This window comes from Streptomyces sp. NPDC056948, assembly GCF_042674225.1.
GTDB lineage: Bacteria > Actinomycetota > Actinomycetes > Streptomycetales > Streptomycetaceae > Streptomyces > Streptomyces purpurascens.
This window is the reverse complement of the sequence record NZ_JBHUQX010000240.1, coordinates 1-14,496: the sequence shown is the minus strand read 5'-3', so window position 1 is coordinate 14,496 and position 14,496 is coordinate 1. Positions and strand designations below refer to the sequence as shown.

The following is a 14,496-nucleotide window of genomic DNA, read 5'->3' as shown; positions in this document are numbered from 1 at the left end:
CTACATAACAAATCTACTACAGTCACGCTGCTCGGCCTGCCGCGGACCAGCAGGCGGTCCGTGCCCGACAAACGCCTCGGTGCCGGCCCTGTGCCCGGAGGCCTTGCCGAGCAGCACGTGCCCGCGCTCACGTCCCGAGTCGCTCGCCGCGCTGGGATTCGCGGTGGTCGCCGTCGACGGGCGCGGCACCGCCGGGCACTGCAAGGCCTTACACGACCAGTCCTACGGCGACCTCGGCTACGCCGGCGCCCTGGCGGACCACGTCACGGTGATCCGCGGGCTCGGGCTCCGGTATCCCTGGCTGGACACCGGCCGGGTCGGCATCACCGGGCACTCCGCGGGCGGGTTCGCCACCGCCCGCGCGCTGCTCGCCCACCCCGGCTTCTACAAGGTCGGCGTCGCGGTGGCCGGCAACCACGACAACCGCATCAACCTGACGATGTGGGCCGAGCACTACCACGGCGACGGTGACCTCGAGGAACTCTCGAACCCGGCCCTGGCGGCCAACCTGCGGGGCAAACTGCTGCTGATCCACGGCGAACTCGACGACAACGCGCTCCCCCACCAGACGCTGCGTCTGGTCGATACCCTGATCGAGGCCGACGCCGACGTCGACATGCTCATCGTGCCCGGCGTCGAGCATGCGTTGCTCAACCGTGGGCACTACGTCGTGCGCCGGGCCTGGGACTACTTCGTACGCCATCTGCACGGCACCGAGCCGCCGGCCTACCGCCTCGCACCCCTGCCGTTGCCCGCCGAGCTGATCTGACCCGCGTCAAGTCGCGTCGATTCGCACTGAGTTGAGTTGAGGGAATCCATGCAGGACAACACGCTGATCGTCGAGGAAGTGCTGCTGCTGATGCTCGACGACGAGTACGGCATCCCGGCCGGGGCCGGGACCCTGCACCACACCCTGGGTGGTGCGGTACTCGTCGAGCTCGCACTCCTCGGCAGGATCAAGCCCGAGGACAGCCGCGCCTGGTTCAAGGGCACGAAGGTCCTCGCCACGGGGGCCGGCAGCCTTCCCGACCCGCTGCTCCAGTCCGCCTACGACACGATCACGGCCCGCCCCGGGCAGGTTCAGTCGCTGCTGGTCACGATCGGTTCCGGCCTCTGGAAACCGTTGACCGAGCGCCTGGTGGAACGCGGGCTGCTCCGCCGGGAACGCAAGCGGCTCCTCGGGCTGTTCCCCACGACGAGCCTGCCCGCCACGGACACCGGACACGAGGCCGAACTGCGCGAGCGGATGCGCGCCGTGCTGGAGCACGGCGAGGAGCCCGATGCCCGTCTCGCCGCGATCATCGCCCTCATCTCGGCCAGCGGCACCCTGCCGAGCCTGGATCCCGTCCCGAAGTGGTCGGGTGCGGTCGCCACCCGCGCGAAGGAACTCGAGCAGGGCAACTGGGGGGCCGCGGCGGTGAACAGCGCGGTGACCCAGATCGCCGCGGCCTTCTCCGCCGCGAGCGCCGCCACGGTCATCACGACTCTCTCGTAGGACTCCCCGGCTTGCCCGCCGCGTGCTGTACGCACCGCCGAACGTTCCCCGGGCGGCCGGCGTCATAGCGGTAGCCGTCTTCGAAGGGACCCCACCGCCATGACCGCCGTATCTCTCGCTGCCCGTGCCGTATTGATCGGAGGGGTGGTCTGCGCGGCCGCCGCCTGCGGCACCGGCACACAGGCCGCCACGCAGGCGCAGAGCAGCGCACCCTGGCAGGAGCCCGCCTCGTACACCTACACGCTCCGGTCCAGCGAAGGAGAGCGGAGTCTGCTCGGCACCTTCCGCATCTCGGTCCGCGACGGCGCCGTGGTCAAGTCGGTGGGCCTCGACGACATGGGACGACGCGCGGTCGAGAGCGCCCCCGACGCGGTGCCCACCATCGGGGAGCTCCTGAAGGAGCTGGAGCAGGCTCGGCAGGACGATGCCGACTCGGCCGAGGCGGACTACGCCGCCGACGGGCACCCGGTGCGGATCTCCCTGGACTGGGAGGAGAACGCGATCGACGACGAGGCCCGCTACGTCATCAGCTCCTACGAGCGGACCGGCGCCTGACGCCAGCCATGGGTGCCGTCGGAGGGTGATTTCTCAGCTCTGCCGAAAGGCGGCGACGTGCTGTCGAGCCCACGCCGCGAAGGTGCGGGGTGCGCGGCCGAGGACCCGTTCGATGTCGGGGCTGATCCGCTGCTCGGCGGGCGTGGGCTCGCCGAGGATGGCCAGCGTCGTCTCGATCACGGCCTCGGGCATGAACCGGAGCATCTGAGCCCGGGCCTCGTCACGGGTCTGCTCGACGAAACGGACCGGCTCGCCGAGCGCGTCCGCGATCGATTCGGCTCGTTGCCTCGGCGTGCTGAGCGCGGGCCCCGTCAACTCGTATGTCCGGCCTGCATGCCCGCTCTCGCGCAGCGTCACGGCGGCCAACTCGGCGATGTCATCCGGGTCGACCGTGGGCAGGCCGACATCGGCGAACGGCGCGGCGACGGTCCTGAGGGTGCGTACGGACTCGGCCCAGGCGAACATGTTGGAGTGGAAACCGCCCGGGCGCAGGACGGTCCAGTCCAGGCCCGACTCGCGCACGGCGTCCTCGATGGCCCGTGCCGTCCCACCGTGCGAGACCGACTCCGGCCGCGTGGCGACTCCTTGCGAGGACAGCAGCACGACGCGCTCGACTCCCCCGGCCTTGGCGACGTCCAGGATGTGCCGGGGGTTCAGCAGGTGGGCGCTGGGTCCGCCGTTCTGCAGGAACAGCGCGTCGGCGCCGTCGAGAAGCGGGCGAAGGCTCTCGGCGTCGGTCAGGTCAGCTTTGCGATGCCGGACGCCCTCCGGAACGGCCGCGTCGGTGATGCTCCGAGACGTCGCGGCCACCCGCTCACCGGCCGCCGCGAGGATCCGTACGAGCGAACTGCCGACGTTGCCGGTCGCTCCCGTCACTACGATCATGAGTAACTCCCCCTGTTTGCAAAGTGGTTGACACCGCCCGATGGCCGGGCGGGACAGGGGGACGCTAACACCGGAAGTAAAGTAGGTACCTACAGGAAAGTGACTGTCCGAAAGGGAAGCGCATGGCCGACGACGCCGCACCGACCGCGTCCGACACGACGACCGAACCGGTGCTCGCCTGCCCGATCTCGCCCGTCGTCGACATCGTCTTCAGCCGGTGGACCACACCCGTCCTGTGGACCCTGCACGCACACGGCCGGCAGCGCTTCGTGGAACTGGAACGACGCATCGCCCGCATCACTCCGAAGGTGCTCACGCAGCGGCTGCGGCAACTGGAACGCGACGGGCTGGTCGTGCGCACGTACCACCCGGAGGTCCCCCCTCGCGTCGAGTACGAGATCAGCGAACTCGGCCGCAGCCTCGCCCCGCTCTTCGCGCATCTCTCCGAGTGGGCGGCCGGCAACCTGGACAAGGTCGACCGGGCCCGCCGCGCGTACGACGGCGACCCGGCCCGCTAGTACGTGGCCCTACTGCCCCGCGAGCCCCCGGGTGACCAGGCCGAGTGCCTGGGCGAGGTGGTCGCGATGGCCCTCCAGCGCTTCCGGGGTGATGCCTCGGCCGGCCGTTTCACGGGCGAAATCGTCGGCCGAGACCTTGAGCACGGCGCTCATCACCGCTGCCTGCACGCGGACGTCGAACGTGTCGGGCCGCATGCCCATGCGTTCGGCGAGCACCTCGGTGAACGTCTTTTCCGCACGCTCCCGGAGGACCAGATAGGCGGCGCGCAGCGCGGGTTCGTCATGGGTCAGCCGGACCACCGCGAGAACCGCCTCGACATCCGCGCCGGACGCTGAGTCGATGACGGGCCGGTAGGCCGTACGCAGGTGCTCGATCAGGCCGAGTTCGGGCGGCCAGGCGTGCAGCACCGTCCGGAAGGCGTCGATCATCTGTGTGAGCAGCGGCTCGACGCAGCTCTCCTTGGTGGGGAAGCAGCGCCACAGCGTACGTTCGGAGACCCCGGCGGCTTTCGCGATCTGCTCGCCGGACGTGGCGGCCACGCCCCGCTCGGCGAACAGCCGGACGGCGTGGCGGGAGATGTCCAGGCGTTGCCGCCCGCGCTGCTCGTCGCTCACCGGCGGCCGCCCCCGGCGAGGCACGCGCCCGCTGTCCGCCACGAAGTCCTCCATCAGGCGATCTAAACACGCACGCGACATGGGAGGACTGACCGAAACTTTAATGACAGTTACTGCCAACAAACTGCTACGGTCGGGGCGGCTCGAAGATCGCATTCGGAGATCACAGGAGGAGCGCCATGAGCGTTACCGCCGAGCGTCAGCAACTGCCCTTCCCGAGGCCGAACGTGCTCGACCTCGCGCCTCTCTACGACGTACTGCGCCGGGAGGCGCCCGTCACGCCGGTCACCACCCCGGCCGGGGATCCCGCCTGGCTGGTCACCCGCTTCGAGGAGGTCCGCGACCTGCTCAGCGACAAACGACTGGGCCGCTCCCATCCCGAACCGGAACGTGCCTCACGCCTGACGTCCGCCGCCGTACTGGACGGCCCCACCGGCAACTACGACACCGAGGAGGCCGACCACACGCGGATGCGCCGGCTGCTGACCCCGGCGTTCTCGGCCAAGCGGATGCGGATGCTGACCGATCACGTCCAGCACCTGGTCGACGACTGCGTCGACGAGTTGATCACCGAGCATGCCGCCGCCCCCGGCGGGGTCGTCGATCTGCAGGCCGGGCTGGCCTTCCCGCTGCCGGTCGCGGTCATCTGCCGGCTGCTCGGGGTGCCCGAGAGCGACCGCGAGCGCTTCGCCTCACTGTCGGAGCGCATGTCCAACTACGCCATCGGCGACGCCGCCCACCGGGCGCGGGACGAGTTCAACGAGTACATGACGGGACTCGCCGAGACGAAGCGCGCGCAGCCGGGCGAGGATGTGATCTCCGACCTGGTCCATGCGCAGAGCACCGACGCGGACTACGACTACGCCGACATGATCCAGCTCTGCGTCGGGCTGCTGTTCGCCGGGCACGAGACCACGGTCAACCGCATCGGCCTGGGCACGCTCTTCCTGCTCACCCGTCCCGACCAGTGGCAGACGCTGACCGAAGACCCCGACGGCCGGGTCAACGCCACCGTCGAGGAGATCATGCGCCTGGGCGCGCCCGGCGACCTCGGTCTGCTGCGGTACGCCCACACCGATGTCGACGTCGCCGGTGTCACCATCCGGCGCGGCGACGCCGTGGTCCTGTCGATCAACGCCGCCAACCGCGACTCCTCCGTCTACTCCGACGCCGAGACCTTCGATCCCGACCGCCCGGAACGCAACCACCTCGGTTTCGGCCACGGCGTGCACTTCTGCATCGGCGCGAGCCTGGCCCGTGTCGAACTGCGCATCGTGTTCGCCACCCTGGCGCGCCGGCTGCCCGGCCTGCGGCTCGCCAAGGAGCTGGACGAGCTGGAGGTCCGCACCACCCTCACCGGTGGCGTCACCGAGTTGCCCGTGACCTGGTGATTCCCTGAGGTGACCCGGTGTCAGTGCGACTCGCGGGTCACCTCGGAGCCGCTGGAGCCCACGAGGAAGTCGAGATCGGCGCCGGTGTCGGCCTGGAGGACGTGGTCGACGTAGAGGCGTTCCCAGCCGCGCCGTGGGTTGGCGAAGCCGGTGACGGTGGCCTTGCCGGGGCTTCTGCGGGCGAGTTCGTCCGCGGGGACGTCGACGTCGATACGGCGGGCCTCGACGTCGAGGGTGATGAAGTCGCCGGTCCGTACCAGGGCGAGCGGGCCGCCGGCCGCGGCCTCGGGGGCCACGTGCAGGACGACCGTGCCGTACGCCGTGCCGCTCATGCGGCCGTCGCAGACGCGGACCATGTCACGAACTCCCTGTTCCAGCAGCTTCTTCGGCAGGGGCATGTTCGACACCTCGGGCATGCCCGGGTAGCCCTTGGGTCCGCAGCCGCGCAGGACGAGGACGGAGTCGGCGTCGACGTCGAGTCCGGGGTCGTCGATACGGGCGTGGAAGTCCTCGACGCTGTCGAAGACGACGGCCCGGCCCCGGTGCCGCAGCAGGTGCGGGGAGGCGGCGGCCGGTTTGACGAGCGCGCCGTCGGGGGCGAGGTTGCCGCGCAGGACGGCGATGCCGCCCTCGGCGACCAGTGGTTCGGCACGGGTGCGGATGACCTCGCCGTCCCAGATCTCGACGTCGTCGAGGAAGTCGGCCAACGGCCTGCCGGTGACGGTCAGCGCGTCGGGATCCAGCAGGTCGCGCACCTCGCGCAGGACGGCGAGCAGACCTCCGGCGCGGTGGAAATCCTCCATGAGGTAACGCCCGGCCGGCTGGAGGTCCACCAGGACCGGTACACGGGAGCCGATGCGGTCGAAGTCGTCCAGCGACAGATCGATGCCCAGCCGGCCCGCGATGGCCAGGAGATGGACGACGGCGTTGGTCGAGCCGCCGATCGCGGCCAGCGCCACGATCGCGTTCCGGAAGGACGCCTCGGTCAGGAACGTCCCGGGCCGCCGGTCGGCGCCCACCATGTCCACCGCCAGCCGGCCCGTGTGGTGCGCGGCCTCCAGCAGACGGCTGTCGGGGGCCGGGATGCCCGCGGTGCCCGGTACGACCGTGCCCAGCGCCTCCGCCACCAGCGCCATCGTCGAGGCCGTGCCCATGGTGTTGCAGTGGCCGCGGCTGCGGATCATCGCCGACTCGGAGCGGGTGAACTGTTCCTGGGAGAGCGTGCCCGCCCGGACCTCCTCCGACAGCTTCCACACACCGGTGCCGCAGCCCAGCAGGCCGCCACGGAAGGTGCCGTTGAGCATCGGACCGCCGGGAACCACGACCGCGGGCAGGTCCACCGAGGCCGCGGCCATGAGCAGCGACGGGATCGTCTTGTCACAGCCGCCGAGCAGGACCACGCCGTCGATGGGGTTGGCCCTGAGCATCTCCTCGGTGGCCATCGCCGCCATGTTCCGCCACAGCATGGCGGTGGGCCGCACCTGCGTCTCCCCCAGCGACACCACGGGCAGGTCCAGCGGAATGCCACCCGCCTCGTACACGCCGTTGCGGACCGAGGCGGCGACCTCGTTCAGATGCGCGTTGCAAGGAGTCAGGTCCGAGGCGGTGTTGGCGATCGCGATCTGAGGCCGGCCGGTGAAGGCGTCGTCCGGCACTCCGCGTCGCATCCAGGCCCGGTGTATGTAGGCGTTGCGGTCCTGTCCCTCGTACCACTGCGCGCTGCGGAGCCTCTCCATGGAGCCCTTCCGATAGACGGTACGGAGGTCTGAGTTCCGGAACGTCATGAAGCATAAGCAGCCGGTCGACGGATCGACAGACCCCGCCGGGCGCGTCAGAAACCCGTCAATGTTCGCCCGCGTGGCGCCAGAACCCCGTCAGCAGTGGTCACAGAGCCCTTACGGCGGCCTACTTTCAGGAACATGGAACGGAGCTCACCGACAGCGTCGGTCGGCGACCGCCACTGGCGTGACGGCGCGCGGCTCGCGGTGAGCTGCGCCCTGGTGTTCTGCGCCATGTGCCTCCTGGTCGACTGGGACGGCGGAAGCCTGACGCTTCTCCGTGCCCTGCTCTGGGGCTTCTTGTCGGCCACGGTGTTCAGCGTCCTGCTGCCCCCACAGGTCAGCGCGGGCCCCGGCTGGCTGGCGGTACGCACCCCTTGGCGCCGGATCGCGGTCCGTACGGACGCCCTGACGACCGTGCGTCAGTACGACGGCGTCTCGTCCCACCTGGTCCTGCGGGACGTCCACGGACACCGCCTGGAAGTCGACCCCCGGATCCTCGCGGCCAACCCCATGCTCTGGCACGAACTCGACACGGGCGTCCGCCGCTCCCTGGAGCGTGGCACGCTGCGCCACGGTGCGGACGTCCTGGAACGGCTCGGCCACCGTATCGACGACGAGACGGTGCACGCGGTGTTCCGGGCATCGGGACTCTCCTGACGCCTCCGCAGGCACCGGCCCGGATGACTTTGACCCGCGAGCGTGCAGGCGCCGACGTCACCGCTCTCCTCGGCCACCTCCTCAAGGAAGCGCTGGTGACCGCCTCGTGAGCCAGGTCCTGGACACCGGCGGTGTCCGGCCGCCGGTGAGCCGCCGTATCGCCGCCCACACCGCCGTCGCCGCTGCCCGGCTCATCGCGCTCCTGCCGCCCCGCCGTATCCGCACCGCCCTGCACCTGGCCCGCCGCGGCGCCCGACCCGCCCGCTACGACGAAGCCCTCCGGGCCCGGCAGCACGTGACCGCCGTCAGCACCCTGTGCGCGGACCGCTACTGCCTCCAACGCTCCCTGGCCACCGGCCTGGCACACATGGCAAAGTCGGTGACCGACGCCCGTGTCATGCTCCCCTTCACCATTGCTTCATGTTCCGCAGAGCCAATGATCAATGAGCCGGCGTACCGGCGTGGAAGAGCCTGCCGTCCTGGTACGTCGTCGCCGGAGCCGATCGTGTCATTCCGCGCGCCCTTCAGCGGTTCATGGCCGGTCGGGCCGGCCGCAGGACCGTAGAAGTGAAGGGTGCCTCGCACGTCCTGATGATGCCCCGGCCGGACGCCGTCGTGCGGCAGATCGAGGCCGCGTACCGCGCCACCCGCTGAAACCCTCCGGAAGGAACAGCAGCCATGAGCACCCCGGACACCATCGTCCTCATCCACGGCTTCTGGGTGACCCCTCGAAGCTGGGAACACTGGATCGACCACTACAAGAAGCGCGGCTACCGCGTTCTCGCGCCCGCCTACCCCGGCTTCGAGGCGGAGGTCGAGTCCCTCAACACCGACACCACGCCCATCGAGAAGGTCACCGTCGAGGAAATCATCGGGAGTCTGGAGCATGAGGTCCGGGCTCTGGACAAGCCGCCCGTCCTGATCGGCCACTCCGCCGGCGGCGTGTTCGTCCAGCTCCTGCTCGACCGCGGTCTCGGTGCGGCCGGGGTGGCCATGTGCTCCGCGCCCACGGAGGGCGTGGCCGTCGTGCCGCTGACGCAGATCAAGGCGGCCTTCCCGGTGCTGAAGAACCCGGCCAACCGGCATCGCGCGGTCGGTCTGACCGCCGAGCAGTGGCACTACGCCTTCACCAACACCTTCTCCGAGGAGGAGTCGAAGGCGCTGTACGAGCGGTACGCGATCCCCGCCTCCGGCGGCATCTTCTGGGACAGCGCGCTGGCCACCCTGCGCCCCGGTCACCAGAGCACGTACGTCGACTACCACAACGACGCCCGTGCGCCGCTGCTGTTCATCTCGGGCGAGAAGGACCACCTGATGCCGCCCAAGGTGCAGCAGTCCAACGCCCGGCACTACAAGTCGAACACGGTCACCGAGGTGAAGGAGTTCCCGGGGATGCCGCACCTGCTGCCCGCGGCGCCAGGCTGGGAAGAGATCGCCGACCAGGCCCTCGACTGGGCCCTTGCGCACGCCCGGTAGACCGTAGGCCCTGTAGAACGCTGGGCCCTACGTCCGCGGTCCCGAGGGCATCATCGTCGGACTGGCGGAGCAGCTCGGCTGAAGGCTGCCGAGGGGACCCACGCGCGAACGCCCGCCCCCGGTACGCAGGCGGGCGTTCGACGTGGTGCGGATCGCGTCAGTCCACGATCACCTCGGCACGTGCCGCCGGGGCCGGCCCGACGAGCGCGCCGCCGAAGTTCCCCTCGACCTCTGTCTTCTCCGCCGCGTTCGGATACGGGTTCGTGCACGCGGTGCCCGCGGTGGAGCCGGACATCAGGCTCGAGCACGGTCCTGGCTTGCGATCGGGCAGGCCCAGGATGTGTCCGAGTTCGTGGGCGGAGATGCGAATCGTGTTGTAGCCCTGGTCCACGGCCTGCCGCCCGATGTAGACGGTTCCGTTGCCCAGAGTGGTGGGCAGGGCGCGCGGCCAGCCGTTGTCCGCGAGGACCCGTATGTTCGCGCGTTGCCCGGCGGCGGCCGGTCGCAGCTCGACGGCGTCGACACTCTCGTTCCAGATCGCCGCGCCACGGTCGACCGCGCTCCTGAACTCCGCGGAACCGCTGGCGTCGTAGAGGAGGACACGGGCGGCGAGGGGAGCACCCTCCGCGTCGGGGGCAGCGGCCACGGCCTGGCCACCGGCCAGGGAGAAGGACACCACCAGGGCAGCGGCCAGGCCGCCGGTCAGCGTACGGACGTGCATGATCGACCTCCTTGTGGGGAAAGGCAGTCGTGCTCATGACATTCCCTGGCCCACTGCCCAGTGGGAACGAAGATGAATCCGTCAATCCGAGCCGGCCCCGCCCGGGCGGCCTCCAGCCGTCTGCCACCGGCCCGGTGGCGCAGTCAGTGCAAGCCGACGGCCCAAGCCCTCAGCACGGCGAAGTCCCCGTCGGCAAGGCCGCGTCGGGGGTCGACTCGGTGCAGTAGCGCGGGACCGTCGTGATGCTCCTTCACCCAGGCGCGGTCCGCCTCCGTGATCTCGTCGTCGATCCAGGCGAACACCCGGCCTCGCGCCCACGCGACGATCTCCGGTGTCTTCCAGAACACACCGCCACCGGGCCTGCCCCGCGTCGACGACCAGGTGATGAAGGGCAACTCCGGTAATCCCAGTACCGGTGCGATGAAACCATTGGCTTCCTCCTCCCATGTCGTCGCCCACACCAGGTCGAAGGGAAGCGCGTCCAAGGCCGGGCCGTGACTCGGGTTCAGCCAGACACGCAGGGGTTTCACCGGTTTGTTCGGGAGCCCCCACTCAGTCAGTCGGCGCCGCTCGGCGGCGTCCCAACGAGGCGTCAGCAGCCGATGCGTCTGGTATCCCTCAGGCCGTCGGTGCGGCTTCGCGGCATACGGGTTCAGCGGTCCGTCGACATCCAGCAACAACACCGGACGCACCAGCTCACCCCCCTCTGACTGCCTCGCACGGTACTGGTCCATGACGAGACCGCCCAGCGAGATTCATGCTGTTGATTGCTTCTGCGCGCCCGTCCAACGCGCCTGGCGCCATGGGCTGGAAGCTTGGCGACGGGCGCGAGCCCGCCTACGCAGGAGTCACGGAGCGTGTCTCAACTGCCGGCTGAACACGGCGTTGCGGCAGAGTTGTTCGACGCACCACCAGAAGTGCCCGTCGCTGTCGTCCAGGCCGAAGAGGTCGTAGGTGGTGAGGGCGTATGCGGCCTGATAGGCGGTGAGCGTCGCCGGTGCGTACCCGAGCTTGTGTGCGAAGAGCCGGGTGAGTTCCGCTGTGTGCTCCTCGGCGTGCGGCCCGTACGCAGCCAGGGCGGCACCGTGCCGTGGCACGGCCCGGGCGACCAGGGCCGCGAGCGCGTTCTGGAAGCGGTCGTGACCCGCCACAGCGGACGGTCGTCGCCCTGGACCGTCGACTGGCGCATGGCGTCCGTGCCGGGCACGGAGGCCAGGCCACGCAGGACGGCAAGCAGCGCGTCGCTGTGCCGGGTGGGCAACTCGCGCTCGAAGTCCTCGTGCGCGGAGTCCGCCCGAATCGAGGCGCCGGGCAGCTCGCGCTCGTACGTCAGGACGCCCTCGTACTCCTCGACGTCGAAGATCACCGGAGTGGAGAACGGCAGTGGGTGCCGCGCGATGTCCGCGTACATCCGGCGGGTGAGCTCGAAACCGGCCGGCGGCCGACCGCTCCACACCTTGCCGGCGCGCTCGACGGCTTCGGGCCTTGCCGACAAACAGCAAAGGCAAGGAGAGAACTCTCCTTGCCTCTCTTAAGTTATAGCGCGCTGGGGGGCTTGCGGCAAGCCCCGGGGTGCGGCGCAGAATCATCCGCCGAGGCCACAACCTGCGGATATGAAGGACACGGTGTGCGTGTGTTGTTGACGTATGAGGCGAGTGCAGTGCAACGGGAAACGACCGCCTCGGAGGTATCGCGATGATCGAGCAGTACGTGTGGGACCTTCAAGAGGTTGACGAGACGCGGGTCGCGGTCGTCGGCGGCAAGGGCGCGCACCTGGGCAGGCTCACGCGGATCGAAGGCGTCCGCGTGCCCGCCGGCTTCTGCGTGACGACGGACGCCTTCCGGCGGATCGTGGCGGAAGAACCGTCGCTCGATGATCGGCTCGATCAGCTTTCGCGTCTCAGCCCGGACGACCGGGAGGCGATCCGCGCACTCAGCGCGGAGATCCGTCGGACCATCGAAGGGATCGCCATCCCGGGCGAGCTCGCGGCCGCGGTCAACCGCATGCTCGCCCGGCTCGGCGAGCAGGCCGCCTACGCCGTCCGGTCCAGCGCGACGGCGGAGGACCTGCCGACGGCCTCCTTCGCCGGCCAGCAGGACACGTACCTGAACGTCGTGGGGCCGGCGGCGAGCCTCCAGCACATCAGCCGGTGCTGGGCCTCGCTGTTCACCGAGCGGGCCGTGACCTACCGTCAGCGGAACGGCATCGACCACCGTACGGTCCACATGGCCGTGGTCGTGCAGCGGATGGTCTTCCCGCATGCGGCCGGGATCCTGTTCACGGCCGACCCCGTCACGGGCGACCGGAAGGTCGCCACCGTGGACGCCGGCTTCGGCCTCGGCGAGGCCCTGGTCTCCGGCCTGGTGAACCCGGACGTCTTCAAGGTGCGGGACGGCGAAGTCGTCGCCAAGACGATCGCCGCCAAAGAGCGTGCCATTCAGGCCCTGCCGGCCGGCGGTACGCAGGAAGTGGCGATCGACTCGCAGCGACAGGAGCAGCCGGCGCTGACGGATGCGCAGGTCGTGCGGCTCGTACAGCTCGGGCGGCGGATCGAGGCGCGCTTCGGCCGCCCGCAGGACATCGAATGGTGCCTGGTCGACGATGACTTCCAGATCGTGCAGAGCCGGCCGATCACGACGCTGTTCCCCGTCCCCGAGTCCGGCGACCAGGAGAATCACGTCTACGTCTCCGTCGGTCACCAGCAGATGATGACCGACCCCATGAAGCCCCTGGGGCTCTCGATGTGGCAGCTGACGGCCATGGTGCCGATGCACGAGGCCGGCGGGAGGCTGTTCGTCGACGTCACCCGGCGCCTGGCCTCGCCCGCGAGCCGCACCGGCCTCCTGGACGTCATCGGGAAGGGCGATCCGCTGACCAGGGACGCCCTGGAGACCGTCCTGGACCGCGACGACTTCGTCCCGTCGCTCCCGGACGCGGGTCCCGGCGGGCCGCCGGCCGGTGGCGCGTCCGCCCCGATCGAGACCGATCCGGCCATCGTCACCGAGCTGATCGAGCGCAGCCAGGCGTCCATCGCCGCCCTGGAGCGGGACATCCGGACGAAGACCGGACCGGCACTGTTCGACTTCCTGCCGGAGGCCTTCGAGGAGCACAAGCGAGTCCTCAGCGATCCGCTGAGCATGCAGGCGATCATGGCGGGGATGGAGGCCACGTGGTGGCTCAACGACAAGCTGCAGGAGTGGCTGGGCGAGAAGAACGTGGCTGACACGCTGACGCTGTCCGCCCCCGACAACGTCACGTCGGAGATGGGACTGGCGCTGCTCGACGTCGCGGACGTGATCCGCCCGCAACCCGAGGTGGTGGCGTTCCTGCAGGGCGTCGAGGACGAGGGCTTCCTGGACGAGCTGCCGAAGCTCGCGGGCGGAACCGAAGCGCGCGACGCCATCGAGGCCTACCTCGACCGGTACGGCATGCGCTGCGTCGGCGAGATCGACATCACGAGGCCGCGCTGGCGCGAGCGCCCCGCCACGCTCGTGCCCGTGATCCTCGACAACGTCAGGAACTTCGAGCCGGGCGCGGCCGCGCGACGCTTCGAGGCGGGCCGGCAGAAGGCGCAGGAGAAGGAACAGGACGTGCTGTCGCGCTTGCGGGCCCTGCCGGACGGGGAGCGGAAGGCCGACGAGGCCAAGCGGATGATCGACCGGGTCAGAACCTTCATCGGGTACCGGGAGTACCCGAAGTACGGCATCGTCAGCCGCTACTTCGTCTACAAGCGGGCCCTGCTGGAGGAGGGCGAACGCCTCGTGCGGGCCGGCGTGCTTCCTGAGAAGGAGGACATCTTCTACCTCACGTTCCAGGAACTCCACGACGTGGTGCGCTCGCACCGGGTGGACGACCAGCTCATCCAGCAGCGCAAGGAGGCGTTCCGGTCGTACCACGCGCTCACACCGCCCCGGGTGCTCACCTCGGACGGTGAGGCCCTCACCGGGGCGTACCGGCGCGACGACGTGCCGGCCGGTGCACTGATCGGCTTGCCGGTTTCCGCCGGGACCGTCGAGGGGAGGGCCCGCGTCATCCTTGACATGGCGGACGCCGATCTCGAGACGGGCGACATCCTGGTCACGGCCTTCACGGACCCCAGTTGGTCGCCGTTGTTCGTCGGAATCGCGGGCCTGGTGACGGAGGTGGGCGGCTTGATGACCCATGGCGCGGTGATCGCCCGGGAGTACGGCTTGCCGGCCGTCGTGGGCGTGGAGCAGGCCACCCGGCTGATCCGGGACGGGCAGCGGATCCGCGTGCACGGAACCGACGGGTACATCGAGATCCTGTCCTGACCACTGTTCTCCACCCGGCCCGCGTACCCGAGCAACTCCTTGGCGGCTGGCTGGTTTTGGCGCCGTAGGGGATCAATTCCGAGCAACCCTGCGACCCTTCTTTCTCATC

The 14,496-nt window shown here is 69.9% G+C and carries 16 protein-coding genes; 10 read left to right on the top strand and 6 right to left on the bottom strand.

Annotated features, from left to right (window positions below; genetic code table 11):
* Positions 1-103: 103 nt before the first annotated feature.
* The 3 genes from ACFTZL_RS27540 to ACFTZL_RS27530 all read left to right on the top strand — a co-directional run bounded on the left by ACFTZL_RS27540 (position 104) and on the right by ACFTZL_RS27530 (position 2,050).
* Complete coding sequence (locus tag ACFTZL_RS27540; RefSeq protein ID WP_382587958.1) at positions 104-769, top strand: alpha/beta hydrolase family protein; 666 nt, start codon at positions 104-106, stop codon at positions 767-769.
* Between the two features lie 48 nt (positions 770-817).
* The gene (locus tag ACFTZL_RS27535; RefSeq protein ID WP_382587956.1) at positions 818-1,495 is read left to right on the top strand and encodes a GPP34 family phosphoprotein; all 678 of its coding nucleotides are present in this window, start codon (positions 818-820) and stop codon (positions 1,493-1,495) included.
* Positions 1,496-1,594: 99 nt separating this feature from the next.
* On the top strand, positions 1,595-2,050 hold the full coding sequence (locus ACFTZL_RS27530; protein ID WP_382587954.1) for a DUF6174 domain-containing protein: 456 nt from the start codon (positions 1,595-1,597) through the stop codon (positions 2,048-2,050).
* A 33-nt stretch (positions 2,051-2,083) separates the two neighbouring features.
* On the opposite strand, the gene ACFTZL_RS27525 is transcribed toward ACFTZL_RS27530, so the two are convergent.
* The gene (locus ACFTZL_RS27525) at positions 2,084-2,935 is read right to left on the bottom strand and encodes an NAD(P)H-binding protein (RefSeq protein ID WP_382587953.1); all 852 of its coding nucleotides are present in this window, start codon (positions 2,933-2,935) and stop codon (positions 2,084-2,086) included.
* Between the two features lie 122 nt (positions 2,936-3,057).
* On the opposite strand from ACFTZL_RS27525, the gene ACFTZL_RS27520 reads away from it, so the two are divergent.
* Entirely contained in the window at positions 3,058-3,453 is a 396-nt protein-coding gene (locus tag ACFTZL_RS27520) for a winged helix-turn-helix transcriptional regulator (RefSeq protein WP_382587951.1), read from the top strand.
* A 9-nt stretch (positions 3,454-3,462) separates the two neighbouring features.
* On the opposite strand, the gene ACFTZL_RS27515 is transcribed toward ACFTZL_RS27520, so the two are convergent.
* A complete protein-coding gene (locus ACFTZL_RS27515; protein WP_382587949.1) occupies positions 3,463-4,122 on the bottom strand; it encodes a TetR/AcrR family transcriptional regulator in 660 nt (219 codons plus the stop codon).
* Between the two features lie 125 nt (positions 4,123-4,247).
* Between ACFTZL_RS27515 and ACFTZL_RS27510 the strand changes: the two genes are divergently transcribed.
* Positions 4,248-5,459 carry a cytochrome P450 gene (locus tag ACFTZL_RS27510; RefSeq protein ID WP_382587947.1) on the top strand — a complete coding sequence of 404 codons (1,212 nt, stop codon included), beginning with the start codon at positions 4,248-4,250 and terminating at the stop codon, positions 5,457-5,459.
* A gap of 20 nt (positions 5,460-5,479) precedes the next feature.
* Here ACFTZL_RS27510 and ACFTZL_RS27505 read toward each other — a convergent pair whose 3' ends face one another.
* On the bottom strand, positions 5,480-7,195 hold the full coding sequence (locus ACFTZL_RS27505; RefSeq protein ID WP_382587945.1) for an IlvD/Edd family dehydratase: 1,716 nt from the start codon (positions 7,193-7,195) through the stop codon (positions 5,480-5,482).
* Between the two features lie 183 nt (positions 7,196-7,378).
* Between ACFTZL_RS27505 and ACFTZL_RS27500 the strand changes: the two genes are divergently transcribed.
* From ACFTZL_RS27500 to ACFTZL_RS27485, 4 genes are all read left to right on the top strand, one after another.
* Entirely contained in the window at positions 7,379-7,897 is a 519-nt protein-coding gene (locus ACFTZL_RS27500) for a hypothetical protein (protein ID WP_382587943.1), read from the top strand.
* 106 nt (positions 7,898-8,003) lie between these two features.
* Entirely contained in the window at positions 8,004-8,462 is a 459-nt protein-coding gene (locus ACFTZL_RS27495; RefSeq protein ID WP_382587941.1) for a lasso peptide biosynthesis B2 protein, read from the top strand.
* A complete protein-coding gene (locus ACFTZL_RS27490) occupies positions 8,408-8,551 on the top strand; it encodes a hypothetical protein (protein ID WP_382587960.1) in 144 nt (47 codons plus the stop codon). The genes ACFTZL_RS27495 and ACFTZL_RS27490 overlap by 55 nt, the downstream gene beginning before the upstream one ends.
* A 24-nt stretch (positions 8,552-8,575) precedes the next feature.
* Positions 8,576-9,373: an alpha/beta hydrolase gene (locus tag ACFTZL_RS27485; protein WP_382587939.1), complete on the top strand. Its 798-nt coding sequence runs from the start codon at positions 8,576-8,578 to the stop codon at positions 9,371-9,373.
* Positions 9,374-9,530: 157 nt separating this feature from the next.
* Here the strand turns inward: ACFTZL_RS27485 and ACFTZL_RS27480 are convergent, their stop codons facing one another.
* From ACFTZL_RS27480 to ACFTZL_RS27470, 3 genes are all read right to left on the bottom strand, one after another.
* On the bottom strand, positions 9,531-10,094 hold the full coding sequence (locus ACFTZL_RS27480; RefSeq protein WP_382587937.1) for a snapalysin family zinc-dependent metalloprotease: 564 nt from the start codon (positions 10,092-10,094) through the stop codon (positions 9,531-9,533).
* 143 nt (positions 10,095-10,237) lie between these two features.
* The gene (locus ACFTZL_RS27475; protein ID WP_382587936.1) at positions 10,238-10,828 is read right to left on the bottom strand and encodes a hypothetical protein; all 591 of its coding nucleotides are present in this window, start codon (positions 10,826-10,828) and stop codon (positions 10,238-10,240) included.
* Positions 10,829-10,942: 114 nt separating this feature from the next.
* Positions 10,943-11,245, bottom strand: coding sequence for a hypothetical protein (locus tag ACFTZL_RS27470; protein ID WP_382587935.1), 303 nt, complete (start codon positions 11,243-11,245; stop codon positions 10,943-10,945).
* Positions 11,246-11,789: 544 nt separating this feature from the next.
* On the opposite strand from ACFTZL_RS27470, the gene rph reads away from it, so the two are divergent.
* Entirely contained in the window at positions 11,790-14,387 is a 2,598-nt protein-coding gene (rph, locus tag ACFTZL_RS27465; protein ID WP_382587933.1) for a rifamycin-inactivating phosphotransferase, read from the top strand.
* The last annotated feature ends 109 nt before the right edge of the window (positions 14,388-14,496 follow it).

Excerpts from the sequence above, each read along its gene's own strand:
- ACFTZL_RS27510 (WP_382587947.1), top strand. The coding sequence starts at position 4,248 with ATGAGCGTTACCGCCGAGCGTCAGCAACTGCCCTTCCCGAGGCCGAAC.
- rph (WP_382587933.1), top strand. The coding sequence starts at position 11,790 with ATGATCGAGCAGTACGTGTGGGACCTTCAAGAGGTTGACGAGACGCGG.
- ACFTZL_RS27535 (WP_382587956.1), top strand. The coding sequence starts at position 818 with ATGCAGGACAACACGCTGATCGTCGAGGAAGTGCTGCTGCTGATGCTC.
- ACFTZL_RS27485 (WP_382587939.1), top strand. The coding sequence starts at position 8,576 with ATGAGCACCCCGGACACCATCGTCCTCATCCACGGCTTCTGGGTGACC.
- ACFTZL_RS27515 (WP_382587949.1), bottom strand. The coding sequence starts at position 4,122 with ATGGAGGACTTCGTGGCGGACAGCGGGCGCGTGCCTCGCCGGGGGCGG.
- ACFTZL_RS27525 (WP_382587953.1), bottom strand. The coding sequence starts at position 2,935 with ATGATCGTAGTGACGGGAGCGACCGGCAACGTCGGCAGTTCGCTCGTA.
- ACFTZL_RS27520 (WP_382587951.1), top strand. The coding sequence starts at position 3,058 with ATGGCCGACGACGCCGCACCGACCGCGTCCGACACGACGACCGAACCG.
- ACFTZL_RS27505 (WP_382587945.1), bottom strand. The coding sequence starts at position 7,195 with ATGGAGAGGCTCCGCAGCGCGCAGTGGTACGAGGGACAGGACCGCAAC.
- ACFTZL_RS27480 (WP_382587937.1), bottom strand. The coding sequence starts at position 10,094 with ATGCACGTCCGTACGCTGACCGGCGGCCTGGCCGCTGCCCTGGTGGTG.
- ACFTZL_RS27530 (WP_382587954.1), top strand. The coding sequence starts at position 1,595 with ATGACCGCCGTATCTCTCGCTGCCCGTGCCGTATTGATCGGAGGGGTG.
- ACFTZL_RS27475 (WP_382587936.1), bottom strand. The coding sequence starts at position 10,828 with ATGGACCAGTACCGTGCGAGGCAGTCAGAGGGGGGTGAGCTGGTGCGT.
- ACFTZL_RS27500 (WP_382587943.1), top strand. The coding sequence starts at position 7,379 with ATGGAACGGAGCTCACCGACAGCGTCGGTCGGCGACCGCCACTGGCGT.